Here is a 13,067-nt window from a genome sequence, read left to right on the forward strand (position 1 = left end):
TCTCTAAGTTGCATTTTTTTAAAAAATATGTAAAATATTCTTTTGAAATTGAAAGTCGGTTATGTTATTTTAATTTTTATTATATCAAAAATTTATGGCCCATACAAAATCCGGTGGCTCAACAAGATTAGGAAGAGATTCCGAGGCAAAACGCTTAGGGGTTAAATTATTTGATGGTCAAAAAGCAAAAAAAGGTGCTATTATTGTTCGTCAAAGAGGAGAAACTATTAAAGCAGGTAAAAACGTTGCCGTTGGCAAAGATTACACTCTTTATGCATTAAAAGATGGAGTTGTTAAATTTTCTGAGAAGCAAAAAAGCAATTTTGATGGCTCAAAAAAACGCATCAAAATTGTTTCAGTTATTTAGTTTACTCCCATTATTTTAATTTTTAATTCAGTCTCGATTTTGGGACTGAATTTTATTTTTATTAAATAATCCCCCACTTCTTTTAAGGGTTTATCTAGAATAATTTGTTTTTCTTCTATTTCAATTCCCCGTTTTTTTAATTCTTCAATAATTTTATCTTTATGTAAAGAGCCAAACAGTTTGCCGTTTTTATCCGCTTTTATTTGAAATTGTAATTGCTCATCTCTTATTGTTTTTGCTAATTCTTTAAATTTCTGTTCCTGTTGTTGTTTAAATAAATCCTCCTGTTTTTTTAAAATTTCTATTTCTTTAATTTTTTCTGGCGTGGCAATTACGGCTAAATTTTTTGGTATCAAAAAATTTCGCGCGTAACCATCAGCTACTTCCTTAATTTCATTTTTTTTGCCCAACTTAGGGACATCAACCAATAAAACAACTTTCATATTATTTATTTATAAGTTGTTTTATAATTTCCGTTGCTTTTTCTAATTGTGAATCTTTTGCATTTGTCTGCAAATCGCCTTCATTAACTTTTACCTCATAATCTGGCTCTAACCCCTTTTCGTTAATTTGATGACCATCGGGCGTCAACCATTCAGCAATGGTAACTTTTATCATTGAATTATCCATCAAAGGCAGAAGTGTTTGAACAGAACCCTTGCCAAAAGTTTTTGCTCCTATTAATTTAATACCTCGTAAATCTCTTAATGCGCCAGCTAAAATTTCCGAAGCAGACGCAGATCCTTCATTTACTAACACCGCAACAGGCATATAAAGAAACATCTGGTTTCCGTTAGCTTTAAAAACTTGCTCTCTGCCATCTTTTTCTCTTTCGCGAACCACAACCTCTCCCCTTTTCACAAACCACCCAGCTATTTCCACTGATTTTTCCAAATAACCACCGGGGTTGTTCCTTAAATCTAGAATGATGCCGGGCGAATTTTTCATAATCATTTGCATTGCAGCTCGATAAAATTCATAAGAAATGTTTTCATTAAAACTTAATAATTTCACATGAGCAATATTATTTTCCAAAAAATCGATTTTTACGGCTGGTACATTTATAATATCCCTGATAATGGTAAAATCTTTTGGCTGATCAAATCCGTCGCGCATAATTTTTAATTTTACCGGTGTTCCTTTTTCACCACGAATTTTCTTCACTGCTTCATCAACACTCAAACTATCCGTTGGCTCATCATTAATTGCTAAAATTTTATCCCCTGCTTTTAATCCAGATTTCCAAGCCGGCGTATCTTCCAGTGGCGAAATAACCATTAAGAAATTATCTCTCTTTCCAATTTCAATTCCAATACCACTGAAGCTACCACTGACATCTTCGGTGAATTTTTTAGCATCATCGGGTTTAAAAAATGTGGTATATGGATCGCCCAATGAATCCACCATTCCTTTAATCGCTCCATACACCATTTCCTGGTAATTTAAATCATTTTGTTTAAGAAAATATTCTTGAATATAATGCCAAGCATCCCAAAACAAAGAAAAATCAACATTTTCTGGTTTATTTAAATCAACATTTTTTAAACCTTCAATGGGCGTAAATAAAACTTGATTTTTTTGACCAATGCGTAAACCAGCAATAAAAGCACCACAAATTAAAATACTAATGACGGCGGCCAAGAAGGCTTTTTTTAATGATTTTTTATTTTTTTCTTTTTGTTGTTGATAGAATTTTTTTATTGTATCAATAATTTTTAGCATGATTTTTTTATTATAAAATTTTTCTACAATTTTTCAAATTTATTTAAGCAAAAATCTTTTTAAAGGAACATAAACAGCGTGTGGTTTTTGTAAACGACTTTCCATTAGAAATATTTCATTAGTTTTAAAATGCAAAGGAAATTTAACATTTTTGAATTCTAAATGAGTTGGTTCAAATCGTGCTAAAGTAATATGTGGCTTCATTTCCCTATTTTCTTTTTGAAAATTAATCCCTGAATTACTTAATAATCTTTCAAGTTTTTGTTTAACATTTTCTAATATTTCATTTTTTTCAAAATTTAACCAAATCATTCTGGCATAATTATTATTTGGCGCAACAGAAATATGGGTAGCATATAAATCAAGAGGAGGTGTTTGATTAAAAATTTCATCACCAATTTTTAGAATTTGCGGCACATCTTCCATTAAAATATTACCTAAAAACAAAACGGTTAAATGAAGATTATCTTTAGGGGTGTACTTTACGTTAATGGGCAATGCAATTTCTTTTAATTTTCTTTCTATTTTATCTTTTAATGAATCAGGCAAATTAATAGCAAAAAATAATCTCAGAGTTTCCATATTATACTATTTTAATTTTATTTTTCTTTTTTGTCCATTTTTCATTATAATAAATTATGTATGTTTTTGGTGTCTGTAATTCCCATTACTTATCTTCCCCGCTCTCAAAATAAGCCTCTTTCTTATTTTTCTTTAAAAAAACTCGCTCCCCTCAGTCTCGTGTTTGTCTCTTTTGGAAATCGTAAAACAGAGGCACTTGTTATAAAGTGTGAGGAAATTAAATCAAAAATTGCAATAAAAAAAGCCGAGTTTCAAATTAAACCCATTGAAAAAATTATAAATCCTAATCCGATTATTACTCCTCAACAGTGGGAGTTATTAAAAATGGCTTCCATTTGGTACTATAACCCCCTTTCTTCTTTGCTAAAAAATATTATTTCACCTATTCAATTGTTTGAAAATTTATCAATCAAAACACAAGAAATAAAAATAAATAATGAAGTTTCTTCAAAGCCAAAAATTATTCTAACCGATGATTTTGATTATCTTAAAAATCGCGTAAAAGAAACTTTAAATAAATCGCAGCAAGTCCTTTTTTTATTTCCTAATCAAATAAAACTCGAATTTTATTATCAAAATTTTAGTGAATTTCATGATCAAATTTTTATTTTTGAGAAAAAAGGGTCAAAAAAATTTTTTAAAAATTATCAGAAAATTAATACTAATGAAATAAAAATAATCTTTGGAAAACAATCAGCTTTATTTGCTCCTTTTAATAATTTGGGCCTTATTATTATTGTTGATGAAGATAATGATGGATTCGAAACTTTTGAAACCAAAATTCATTATAATGTCAAAAAATTAGCATTATTTTTATCGGAAAAATATAATATTGAAATAATTTTAATAACTTCTATTTTAAGCCTCGAAGCTTTTTTAAATATTCAAAATAAAAAATATATAACCCCTCCCTCTTTTAAATTGCTAAATGACAAAATAAATCTGTCACATATTCAATTTCAGGATTTCCACGCTAAAAAAGATGGTGTAATTCATTCAGAAACAAAAAATACTATTGAAAGAATATTAAAAAATAATGGAAAAATTTTAATTTACAATAATCGACGCGGCCACTCCCCTGCTTTGGTTTGTGAAGAGTGCGGTTTTATATTCCAATGTCCAAATTGTGATGCTGCAATGGTTTACCATCAAAACGAACAACCCGCCTTAATCTGTCATCATTGTGGTTTTCAAAAAGAGGCACCAGATATATGTCCTCAATGTCAAAGTCATCTAATTCAATTTATTGGCTTTGGCAATCAAAAAATTTATGATTATTTTAAAAAATTTTTTCCTAACTATAAAACAGCAGTTTTTGATTCTGATCACCTAAAAAACCTTCGACAAGAAAAAGATTTATTTCAAAAATTTATTAATGGCGAAGTTTCAGTTTTAATCGTTACCGAATTATTTTCTAAATTTTTTGACTTAATGGAAAAAAGGGTCGATTTAATTGTTATTCCCTCTCTTGAACAATTATTAGTGGTTCCATCATTTAAAACAGAAGAAAGAATTAGAAAAAATTTGCTTCTTTTTTCTCAAAAAACTCAACAATTAATTGTGCAAACTTTCGATAGAAATAAATCATGGCTTAAAGATTTTTTTAATGAAAAATTTTATGAAAAACAATTAGAAATTAGAAAAATGACTCTCTATCCACCCTATGCTCAATTAATAAAAATACAAATTAGCAATAAAAATCCCCAAAAAACAATAAAAATAGCTGACTATTGTTATAACTTATTACACAAAAATTCCCAAAAATTATTTACCGAGAAAGATTATGTTTTATCTAAACCAATCTCTCCTTTAATTAGTCGTGTTAATAATTTATATTTTAAAGAGATATATTGGCGATTAAAAATTGAAGAAAATATTAATCTTTTAATTCAAAAAAGAAATAAAATTTTGAGTTTGTTGCCTGACGAAATTACTATAGAAATTGACCCCGTTGATATTTTCTAAATTATAATTAAATTATTGTTATGCATAAAATCTTTACTATTTTAAATAAAAAAGAAGAAAAATTTCTAAGAACACCAACAAAAGAAGTTGTTAGTGTTTTAGACGAAAAAATACAAAAATTAATCGAAGAAATGAAAGTCATTATGAAAAAAGAAGGAGGTGTTGGTTTGGCTGCTAATCAAATTGGTGAGAATCTTCAAATTGCAATTATTGAATATCAAAATAAATCTCTTGTTTTAATCAACCCAAAATTAATAAAACACTCCAAAAAAATTTCTTTGGGCGAGGAAGGTTGTTTGAGTGTACCAAAATATATTGGAATAGTCCCCCGCTATGAAAAAATTGTAGTTGAAGGTTTGGATAAAGATGGAAAAAAAATAAAAGTTAAAGCCAAAAATATGCTAGCGCGCATTATTCAACACGAAATGGACCATCTAAATGGTATTCTATTTATTGATAAAGCAGAAAAAATCTACTATCTTAAAAATAATGGAAAATTCTAATAAAAAGGCAAAAATCGTTTTTTGGGGAACTCCTCATTTTGGAGCTTCTATTTTAGAGGGTTTGATTAACGCTGATTTTTGCCCTATTTTAGTGGTTACGGCCCCGGATAGCATAAAAGGCCGAGGTCTTATTAAAACCCCCTCAGAAGTCAAAAAAATCGCTAAAAAATGGGGTCTAGAAGTAGCAGAACCGGAAAAATTACGTCAAAATACGGCTTTTTTGGAAAAATTAAAAGAGCTAGAGCCTGATTTATTTATTGTGGCTAGCTATGGCAAAATCATCCCTAAGGAATATTTGGAAGTACCAACAAAAGGAGCTTTAAATATCCACCCATCGCTTCTTCCGAAATGGCGTGGTCCAGCTCCTATTCAAGCCACAATATTAGCCGGTGATAAAGAAACGGGAGTAACCATCATATTAATGGATGAAGAAATGGATCATGGCGATATTATTGCGGTCGCAAAATTAGAAATTATAAACGAACCTACCTATTCTGAACTAGAAGAGAAACTTATAGAATTATCTGAAAAATTAATTATTGAAACACTGCCAAGGTGGTTGAATAATGAAATTAGACCTATACCCCAAAACCACAACGAAGCTACTTATTGCAAAATGATAAAAAAAGAAGATGGATTTACAGATTTTAATGAACCAGCCGAAATTATTGAACGAAAAATACGAGCTTTTGAAATTTGGCCTAATGTTTATTTTGAAAGAAACAATAAACAATTTAAAATTTTAAAGGCAAAAACAATTGATAATAAAATTTTAGAAAATAAATCCATTGGCGAATTTTTCTGTTTAGATAAAAATTTGTTAGTTAAATGTCTAAGAGGTGGCTTGATAATTGAAAAAATTCAACCAGAAAATAAAAAAGCTTTAGAAGGTTATGCTTTTTGGTGTGGCTATCAGCGGTATTTAAAATAAAAGAAAAACGGGGATGCAAATCCCCGTTAAAAAGTTCTATAATTTATTACAATTTATTAAAAACAATTGCTGCTCGCCGGTACAGCTGATTCTTTATCTCCGCAGGAATATCGATTTTTTCATTTTCCTGAATTAAACTACCCTCCTTTACAATATATTTCAACTTAGGTTTTTTCTTGCCATTTTTTGTTGGAATGGCAACAAAATAAATCCAATACTTCTCCCACTCGAACCTCAGTTCAGTAATCTGTGGTCTCATCTTTATCCTCCTCTTTTTGTATTTTTTCTCCAAAATAAATCAAAAAGTAACAGCGTTTGCAAAGCTGCCCCACTCCCTCTTCATAATATTTTCTCATTAAAATGTGATCGGATTTTTTGTATGGCGTCTCTTGTCCGCAAATAACACAATATTCTTCCTCCGGATCCCTCAATCTTTTTAAAAATTCATTTTGATCAATTTTTTTCATTGTTTTAAACCTCCCCTTTTTAAATTTTAAAAAACCCTCTGTTTTAGAGATTAAACTTTTTTATAATTCCGTCAAGTCAATAAAAATTTATAAAATTTTATCAATAAAGAAAATAATTAATCCCAAAACCGAAAAAATAGCGGATAAAATCCAAAAACGCATAGTGATTTTGGCCTCTGGCCAACCAATAGCTTCAAAATGATGGTGTATAGGAGAGGAAAGAAAAATTTTTTTCTTTCTAATTTTTTTACTAATCATTTGAACAATAACAGAAAAAGTTTCAAGAAGAGGTATAAAAGCAAAGAATGGCAAAAGTAAAGCAGTATTGGTATACATTGCTAAAAGACCTAAGGTAATTCCTAAAGCCATCGAGCCTGTATCACCCATAAAAAATCGGGCTGGATAAATATTAAACCACAAAAAAGCCAGCAAAGCACCAAGAATAACACCAATAAAAGTTGCCAAATCAAAACGTTGTTGAACAAAAGCAACTACTGTTAAGGATAAGTAAGCAAAAAGCATTGCTCCTCCTGCCAAACCATCTAATCCATCAGTTAAATTAGTAGCATGAGCGGTTCCGACAACGATAAAAATGAAAAATAAAGGATAAAGTATTCCTAAAGAAACTTCTCCTAAAAATGGAATATGAATTGAACTCCAACCTAATTTAAAATAAAACCAATAAGCACCAATTGAAGCAATAATTAAATAAAGCAAAAGTTTTTGTTTGATGCTTAGTCCCCCACCCTTCGGTCCAATTTTCAAAACACCCAGAATGTCATCAGCTAATCCAACTAAAGCAGCAAAAATCAAAGAAAATAAAGGCAGATATGTTTGGGCCCTACTAACAAAATTAAAATAATCAAAAACTTGATCAAATATTTTGCTTAAAATTAAGAAAACGAGAGCAATAGCCGCAGTCGTAAACCATATTAAGATACCCCCCATTGTTGGAGTACCTTCTTTTTTTTGGTGTAAAGTAGCAAAAATTGGCGCACCTTCGCTTCTAATTTGTTTGCCAACTTTATATTTATAAAGTAATTTAACTAAAATTGGCGTTAAAAGCAAAGCCATTCCAAATGAAAGAGCGGCTAAAATAAATAAACGAGAAAGCTGAAAAATCATTAATTCAAAAGACATATTAAAAAATATAAGCTTTAATTAACCATCGCAATAAAACCTCTATATCATTATAGCGATTTGGAGTTTTTAAAACAACTACTAAAATTCGTCGTGCCATACCATCCGATCTTTGAGACGGCACAAGAAAAACCCCCGCAAAAGTTTGCCACGCCTCATCAGTAAAACCAGTTTTCCCGCCCAAAAAAATTATCCCCAAATCATCTAAATAATTGGGTTTTTGGGTTAATTGATTTATATTTTTTAAATCATGAATTACGTTTGGATTTCGCCCATAAATTTTATCTTCGAAATTTTTAGAAATTAGAAGAAAATTTGGATGGTTGGCGATAATATATTTTATTAATTTTTTTAAATCATTAGGGCTTGATTGATTGAGAAAATTCAATCCTGTTGGTTCAACAAAAGTTGTTTGGGTCATACTCAATTCTTTTGCTTTTTGATTCATTAAAGCAACAAAATTATTTTCTCCATAAAAATCGGAAATGGAAATTGCTGCTTTATTTGAAGAAATCATTAAAAGAGATTTGATTAAATCATTTATTGTTACTTTTTCATTTAAATAAAAAATGGCCGGATCACCATCTGTATTTAAAGCCTTTTGAGTAATTGGTATTAATTCCTGATTATTAATATTTTCTCCAGCAATTACAGCGGTCATTAATTTAGTAATAGAAGCAATTGGTCGACGCACATTTGCTTCGCGCTGATAAAAAATATAGTCATTATCAATATCCATCAATAAAACTCCCTGTGCAGCAATTTGTGGTTCTTCTTTTATCGCCCAATTTCGAAAAGGATAAGTAATAGTTGAAATATCGGACCGCGCTGAAAAATACTGTTCATTATTTTTTATATTTACACTATTATTTGATCTAAAATAATTAAAATAAAACCACGCCCCGCCGAATCCAATTATCAATCCCATTAGTAATATTAATAAAATTTTTATTATTCTTTTTATCATAGATTACGAAACTTCTGATACTCTGGCATGTCTTCAATTTTCTCCAAACCCATTTTTCTTAAAAAATCAAAACTAATCTTATAAATAAAAGCGTTGGCTCGATGGGGATCTACATCCCTTTCAATCAAACCCCTAATTAATAAATTTCTAATAATATAAGAAGAATTTACACCTCGAATATTATCTATTTCTGCTCGTGTCATTGGCCCCTTATAAGCGATAATTGCCAAGGTTTCCAGTGCGGCTGGCGTTAAATCTTCTTTTAAAGTTTTTTGAAGAAATTTTTCAATAATAGTAGAGGTGTCCTTTGACGTTGTCAATTGAACTTTATTATCAAAAATTAGAAGTGTTAACCCCCGATTATTCAAAATATAATCGTTTTTTAAATTATTAATTATTTCTGTTAATTGATTCGGATCTACCTCAATAATCTCGGCGATTTTAGAAAATTCGAGCGGCTCGCCAGAAATAAAGAGTAACGCCTCTAATTGTTTTTCTATTTCATTCATAAATTTTTAATTTGATTTTTAGAAATTAGACTAATTTTTATTTCTCCAAAATCCCCATCTTGTTCCAAAATAATCAATTGTTCTTTAAACATCTGCAAAAGAGCCAAAAAAGTAACAATGATTTCTATTTTTTCCCTTTTGCTGATTAATTTATTAAAAGTTGATTGTGTATTTTGATTAAGAATTTTTAAAAGATGATTTATTTTTTCCTCAATTTTAATGACTTTTTTAACTTTTTCAACAACCGATTCTCCCAAACTGCTAAATTCTGTCCAAATTTTTTCAAAGCTTTTTACCAACCATTCAATTTGAAAATTTTCCGGCGGATAAAAAATGGGGGTTTGATTTAATAAAAATTCTCGACCAATTAAAGGATTTTGAGTATATAAAGATTTAATATATTGAGACGCTTGTTTAAATAAGCGGTAAATTTCTAATCGTTGAGTTAAATCTTTAATTTCTGCCTCTTCTTCGCTTGAAAGCTCTAGAGTTGGCAACAAACTCTTTGATTTAATTAAAATGAGTTTTGCGGCCACCACTAAAAAATCAGCTAAAATTTCTGGCGCCACTTGTTTTAAATCACCAACATATTTTAAAAAAGCATCTGTTACATTCGCCAAACTCACCTCGGTAATTTCCATTTTTCTTTCCTCGATTAAATTTAAAAGCACATCCAATGGTCCAGAAAATTTTTCTTGTTTTATTTCTAAATTTTGTAAATGAATCATTTTGTTTTCCATCAATAATATTTTACCTAATTTTTTGTTTTTTGCTATATTTATTTTTTATCTTTTATGATCTATAATATTAATAGATTTTTAAATTTACAAAGGAGGTATTTATGAAAGAAAAACCAAGAAAAGGAATCTATTATGGAAAAGTTGTTTGGATTAATCCTCTGCTTGAGGCAATGCGAAAAAAAGAATGTTTATGTTTAAATTGTAAAAATTTTAACCCAAAACGGTCCAGTAATTGTATTGTTGCAACGAAGTTGTATGAAATTTGCATTGAAAACAATCTAGCTTTAGCTGTCAGTCGTTGCCCTCTTTGGCAAAAAAATTAATAGTTTAAAAATAGCCATCATTTCGATGGCTATTTTATTCTGCAAAAATTATTTGAACGGTTTAAAATTTTGCCACCAAGCACATTTTCCCTCTGGCATAGGCGTAGATGGAACTCCATGTTTTACCCACTGACCATTTTTACAAATCCACGCATCTTCTTCCATGCTTATTATACGCATTATCATAAAAATAACCGGTAAAATAAAAATAATAATGATGATAACTTTTAATCTTTTATTCATGCTCCATGACACTTTTTAAATTTTTTCCCCGAACCACAAGGACAAGGATCATTCCGTCCAACATTTTTAAATTTTTCAGCAGAAACATTAGCAGGCAATGGATTTTGATTAATGGCTAATTGTGGTTTTTTTAACTGGAAAATAATTTCAAAAAGCATCCCCTCAAATTGAACGAAGAAATCCTTAAATAGTCGGTGAGCATTCATTTTATATTCAACCAATGGATCATGTTGACCATAAGCACGCAATCTGACAACATCTCTTAAATATTCTAGATTTTCCAAATGCTGCGTCCATAAATTATCTAAAACACTCAGTATTACAGATTTTAATATTTCATTTAATAAATCGCCTTCTATTTGTTCTTTTAATTTCCAAAATTTGTTTTGGGTCTTTTCAAGTAAAAAATTGTATAAATTATTTTGAGGAATTTCTTTTAGATCTTGCTGGTCCTCTATAATTTGTAATTTCTTAAGGAATGTTTCGAGATTTTCAATTGGTATACCAAGAAACGTTTGAATATTTTTTTCGATTATTTTTTCAACCTCATCCAATAATTTTTTGTCCTGAACTAATTTCAATATTTTATCGCGATATTCATAAAAAGTTTTACGTTGTTTATTTAATACATCATCAAATTCTAAAGTATACTTTCGCGCATCAAAATTTAACCCCTCAATTCTGGTTTGAGCTGATTCAATTGCTCTATTTACAATGCCGGCTTGAATAGGTATGCCATAAGGATAATTTAAAGTATTCATCAATGATTTTATCCGTTCGCCTCCAAAAATTCTCATTAAATCATCTTCTAGAGAAACGAAAAATTGAGAAGAACCTGGGTCGCCCTGTCTGCCAGCTCTACCGCGTAATTGATTATCGATTCTTCTTGCTTCGTGTCGCTCCGTTCCAATCACATGCAATCCCCCTAATTCTTTAATTTTCTGTGCTTCTATTGGATCAGACGGATTGCCACCTAAAATAATATCTACTCCCCTACCCGCCATATTTGTCGCCACTGTAACAGCGCCTAATTTGCCAGCTTGAGCAATAATTTCACCTTCTCGTTCGTGATTTTTTGCATTTAAAACATTATGGGGAATCCCTTCGCGTGATAGCATGGCTGACAATTTTTCATTATTTTCAATTGAAACTGTTCCAATTAATAATGGTTGGCCTATTTGATGCCTTTTTTTTATTTCTGCAACAATTGCGTTCCATTTTTCTTCTTGGGTTTTAAAAACTAAATCGGGTAAATCAACACGAATCATTGGTTTATTAGTTGGTATTGGTTGAACGATTAATCCATAAACTTTATCAAACTCCTCAGCAGACGTAAGCGCTGTGCCTGTCATTCCCGCCAACTTCTCATACATTCTAAAATAATTTTGAAAGGTTATACTTGCTAAAATTCGATTCTCTTGTTTTACTTCAACGCCTTCTTTCGCTTCTATTGCCTGATGTAAACCTCCAGAATATCTTCGACCAAAAAGCAATCGACCAGTAAATTCGTCAACAATAATCACCTCCCCATCTTTTACAATATAATCTTTGTCGCGCTTAAACAAAGCATAAGCCTTTAAAGATTCTTCAAGATAATGAACATAACGAAAATTTTCTGGGGAATATAAATTTTCAACTTTTAATATTTTTTCTACTTTGGCCACACCGCTATCCAAAATCAAAGCAGATTTTAATTTTTCATCCACTTGATAATCCTCCCCAGGAATTAACTGTGGAACAATTCGTGCAAATAATTTATAAAAATCACTGGCTTCATAATCAGGAATAGTAATAATTAATGGAGTCCGCGCTTCATCAATTAAAATACTATCAACCTCATCAATAATAGCATAATAATGGCCACGTTGAACTTTTTGATTTAAATCTAAAACTAAATTGTCTCTTAAATAATCAAATCCGAATTCATGATTAGTGCCATACGTAATATCAGCATCATAAGCTTCCTTTCGAGAAACTGGCCTTAAAAATTCATAAAAAACCTTAAATCCACCAGTAGCATCTCTTTTTTGATCCAATTGCTTTTGATTTCCTTCAGTTTCGCTTGCTTTATAATCTGGATCATAAATATAAGCTTGTTCGTGAACAATACAACCAACAGATAAGCCTAAAGCATAATAAATTTGCCCCATCCAAACAGTATCACGTTTAGCCAAATAATCATTAACAGTCACTATATGAACGCCTTTTTTCAATAATGCATTTAAATATGCTGGTAATGTCGCGGCTAATGTTTTTCCTTCGCCAGTTTTCATTTCAGCAATTTTACCTTGATGTAAAGCCAACCCACCCAAAAGTTGAACATCATAATGTCTTTGTTTAAGGGTTCTTTTTGCTGCTTCTCTTGCTAGGGCAAAAGCTGGAACCAAAATTTCATCTAAATCTTCTTTAGATTTAACTTGTTTTTGTAATTCCAAAGATTTTTCCCGCAAAGTAAAATCTGATAATTTTTCAAATTCCGGCTCCAACCTGTTTATTGCTTCAATAATTTTCAAATTTTTTTTATAAAAACTTTGGGCTAAGTCTTTTTTGAAGAGATTAAATAACATACTATTTTGGATTATTTATTTTACCATATTTAAAAAATAAA

The 13,067-nt window shown here is 30.2% G+C and carries 16 protein-coding genes; 5 read left to right on the plus strand and 11 right to left on the minus strand.

The genetic code is table 11. The features are described from left to right. Window positions 1-94 precede the first annotated feature (94 nt). Entirely contained in the window at window positions 95-367 is a 273-nt protein-coding gene (gene rpmA, locus N2692_02150; protein ID MCX8016081.1) for a 50S ribosomal protein L27, read from the plus strand. On the opposite strand, the gene rplI is transcribed toward rpmA, so the two are convergent. The 3 genes from rplI to thpR are packed head-to-tail and all read right to left on the minus strand — an operon-like array spanning window position 364 to window position 2,671. After that, window positions 364-810 (minus strand): 50S ribosomal protein L9, encoded by a 447-nt coding sequence (gene rplI, locus N2692_02155; GenBank protein ID MCX8016082.1) that lies wholly within the window; start codon window positions 808-810, stop codon window positions 364-366. The genes rpmA and rplI overlap by 4 nt on opposite strands. A gap of 1 nt (window position 811) precedes the next feature. Further along, entirely contained in the window at window positions 812-2,089 is a 1,278-nt protein-coding gene (locus N2692_02160) for a S41 family peptidase (protein MCX8016083.1), read from the minus strand. 39 nt (window positions 2,090-2,128) lie between these two features. Further along, a complete protein-coding gene (gene thpR, locus N2692_02165; GenBank protein MCX8016084.1) occupies window positions 2,129-2,671 on the minus strand; it encodes an RNA 2',3'-cyclic phosphodiesterase in 543 nt (180 codons plus the stop codon). 60 nt (window positions 2,672-2,731) lie between these two features. Between thpR and priA the strand changes: the two genes are divergently transcribed. Genes priA through fmt form a run of 3 tightly spaced genes read left to right on the plus strand, consistent with a single transcriptional unit; the run spans window position 2,732 to window position 6,070 of the window. Further along, entirely contained in the window at window positions 2,732-4,636 is a 1,905-nt protein-coding gene (gene priA, locus N2692_02170; protein ID MCX8016085.1) for a primosomal protein N', read from the plus strand. 20 nt (window positions 4,637-4,656) lie between these two features. Continuing rightward, complete coding sequence (gene def, locus N2692_02175; protein ID MCX8016086.1) at window positions 4,657-5,139, plus strand: peptide deformylase; 483 nt, start codon at window positions 4,657-4,659, stop codon at window positions 5,137-5,139. Further along, on the plus strand, window positions 5,126-6,070 hold the full coding sequence (gene fmt, locus N2692_02180) for a methionyl-tRNA formyltransferase (protein ID MCX8016087.1): 945 nt from the start codon (window positions 5,126-5,128) through the stop codon (window positions 6,068-6,070). Before def ends, fmt begins: the two co-directional genes overlap by 14 nt. Window positions 6,071-6,116: 46 nt before the next feature. On the opposite strand, the gene N2692_02185 is transcribed toward fmt, so the two are convergent. From N2692_02185 to N2692_02210, 6 genes are all read right to left on the minus strand, one after another. Continuing rightward, window positions 6,117-6,329, minus strand: a complete 213-nt coding sequence (locus N2692_02185) for a hypothetical protein (GenBank protein MCX8016088.1) — start codon at window positions 6,327-6,329, stop codon at window positions 6,117-6,119. After that, entirely contained in the window at window positions 6,310-6,537 is a 228-nt protein-coding gene (locus N2692_02190) for a hypothetical protein (GenBank protein ID MCX8016089.1), read from the minus strand. Before N2692_02190 ends, N2692_02185 begins: the two co-directional genes overlap by 20 nt. Window positions 6,538-6,624: 87 nt before the next feature. Then, the gene (mraY, locus tag N2692_02195) at window positions 6,625-7,677 is read right to left on the minus strand and encodes a phospho-N-acetylmuramoyl-pentapeptide-transferase (protein MCX8016090.1); all 1,053 of its coding nucleotides are present in this window, start codon (window positions 7,675-7,677) and stop codon (window positions 6,625-6,627) included. 1 nt (window position 7,678) lies between these two features. Continuing rightward, complete coding sequence (locus N2692_02200) at window positions 7,679-8,644, minus strand: serine hydrolase (GenBank protein ID MCX8016091.1); 966 nt, start codon at window positions 8,642-8,644, stop codon at window positions 7,679-7,681. Next, the gene (gene scpB / locus N2692_02205; GenBank protein MCX8016092.1) at window positions 8,641-9,153 is read right to left on the minus strand and encodes an SMC-Scp complex subunit ScpB; all 513 of its coding nucleotides are present in this window, start codon (window positions 9,151-9,153) and stop codon (window positions 8,641-8,643) included. Before scpB ends, N2692_02200 begins: the two co-directional genes overlap by 4 nt. Beyond that, window positions 9,150-9,893 carry a segregation/condensation protein A gene (locus N2692_02210; GenBank protein MCX8016093.1) on the minus strand — a complete coding sequence of 248 codons (744 nt, stop codon included), beginning with the start codon at window positions 9,891-9,893 and terminating at the stop codon, window positions 9,150-9,152. Before N2692_02210 ends, scpB begins: the two co-directional genes overlap by 4 nt. 101 nt (window positions 9,894-9,994) lie before the next feature. Between N2692_02210 and N2692_02215 the strand changes: the two genes are divergently transcribed. Next, window positions 9,995-10,216, plus strand: coding sequence for a hypothetical protein (locus N2692_02215; GenBank protein ID MCX8016094.1), 222 nt, complete (start codon window positions 9,995-9,997; stop codon window positions 10,214-10,216). Window positions 10,217-10,264: 48 nt separating this feature from the next. On the opposite strand, the gene N2692_02220 is transcribed toward N2692_02215, so the two are convergent. Both N2692_02220 and secA read right to left on the minus strand, forming a co-directional pair. Then, window positions 10,265-10,459 carry a hypothetical protein gene (locus N2692_02220; protein ID MCX8016095.1) on the minus strand — a complete coding sequence of 65 codons (195 nt, stop codon included), beginning with the start codon at window positions 10,457-10,459 and terminating at the stop codon, window positions 10,265-10,267. Further along, entirely contained in the window at window positions 10,456-13,026 is a 2,571-nt protein-coding gene (gene secA / locus N2692_02225; protein MCX8016096.1) for a preprotein translocase subunit SecA, read from the minus strand. The genes N2692_02220 and secA overlap by 4 nt, the downstream gene beginning before the upstream one ends. Between the last annotated feature and the right edge of the window lie 41 nt (window positions 13,027-13,067).

Source organism: Patescibacteria group bacterium (assembly GCA_026415775.1).
In the GTDB taxonomy this organism is placed as follows: Bacteria; Patescibacteriota; Minisyncoccia; order UBA6257; family JAAZHW01; genus SKW32.

Bases quoted from the DNA above. Each gene is read 5' to 3' on its own strand.
- thpR (MCX8016084.1), bottom strand. From the start codon at position 2,671: ATGGAAACTCTGAGATTATTTTTTGCTATTAATTTGCCTGATTCATTA.
- N2692_02215 (MCX8016094.1), top strand. From the start codon at position 9,995: ATGAAAGAAAAACCAAGAAAAGGAATCTATTATGGAAAAGTTGTTTGG.
- N2692_02190 (MCX8016089.1), bottom strand. From the start codon at position 6,537: ATGAAAAAAATTGATCAAAATGAATTTTTAAAAAGATTGAGGGATCCG.
- rplI (MCX8016082.1), bottom strand. From the start codon at position 810: ATGAAAGTTGTTTTATTGGTTGATGTCCCTAAGTTGGGCAAAAAAAAT.
- N2692_02185 (MCX8016088.1), bottom strand. From the start codon at position 6,329: ATGAGACCACAGATTACTGAACTGAGGTTCGAGTGGGAGAAGTATTGG.
- N2692_02220 (MCX8016095.1), bottom strand. From the start codon at position 10,459: ATGAATAAAAGATTAAAAGTTATCATCATTATTATTTTTATTTTACCG.
- N2692_02160 (MCX8016083.1), bottom strand. From the start codon at position 2,089: ATGCTAAAAATTATTGATACAATAAAAAAATTCTATCAACAACAAAAA.
- priA (MCX8016085.1), top strand. From the start codon at position 2,732: ATGTTTTTGGTGTCTGTAATTCCCATTACTTATCTTCCCCGCTCTCAA.
- mraY (MCX8016090.1), bottom strand. From the start codon at position 7,677: ATGTCTTTTGAATTAATGATTTTTCAGCTTTCTCGTTTATTTATTTTA.
- fmt (MCX8016087.1), top strand. From the start codon at position 5,126: ATGGAAAATTCTAATAAAAAGGCAAAAATCGTTTTTTGGGGAACTCCT.
- N2692_02210 (MCX8016093.1), bottom strand. From the start codon at position 9,893: ATGGAAAACAAAATGATTCATTTACAAAATTTAGAAATAAAACAAGAA.
- def (MCX8016086.1), top strand. From the start codon at position 4,657: ATGCATAAAATCTTTACTATTTTAAATAAAAAAGAAGAAAAATTTCTA.
- scpB (MCX8016092.1), bottom strand. From the start codon at position 9,153: ATGAATGAAATAGAAAAACAATTAGAGGCGTTACTCTTTATTTCTGGC.
- secA (MCX8016096.1), bottom strand. From the start codon at position 13,026: ATGTTATTTAATCTCTTCAAAAAAGACTTAGCCCAAAGTTTTTATAAA.
- rpmA (MCX8016081.1), top strand. From the start codon at position 95: ATGGCCCATACAAAATCCGGTGGCTCAACAAGATTAGGAAGAGATTCC.
- N2692_02200 (MCX8016091.1), bottom strand. From the start codon at position 8,644: ATGATAAAAAGAATAATAAAAATTTTATTAATATTACTAATGGGATTG.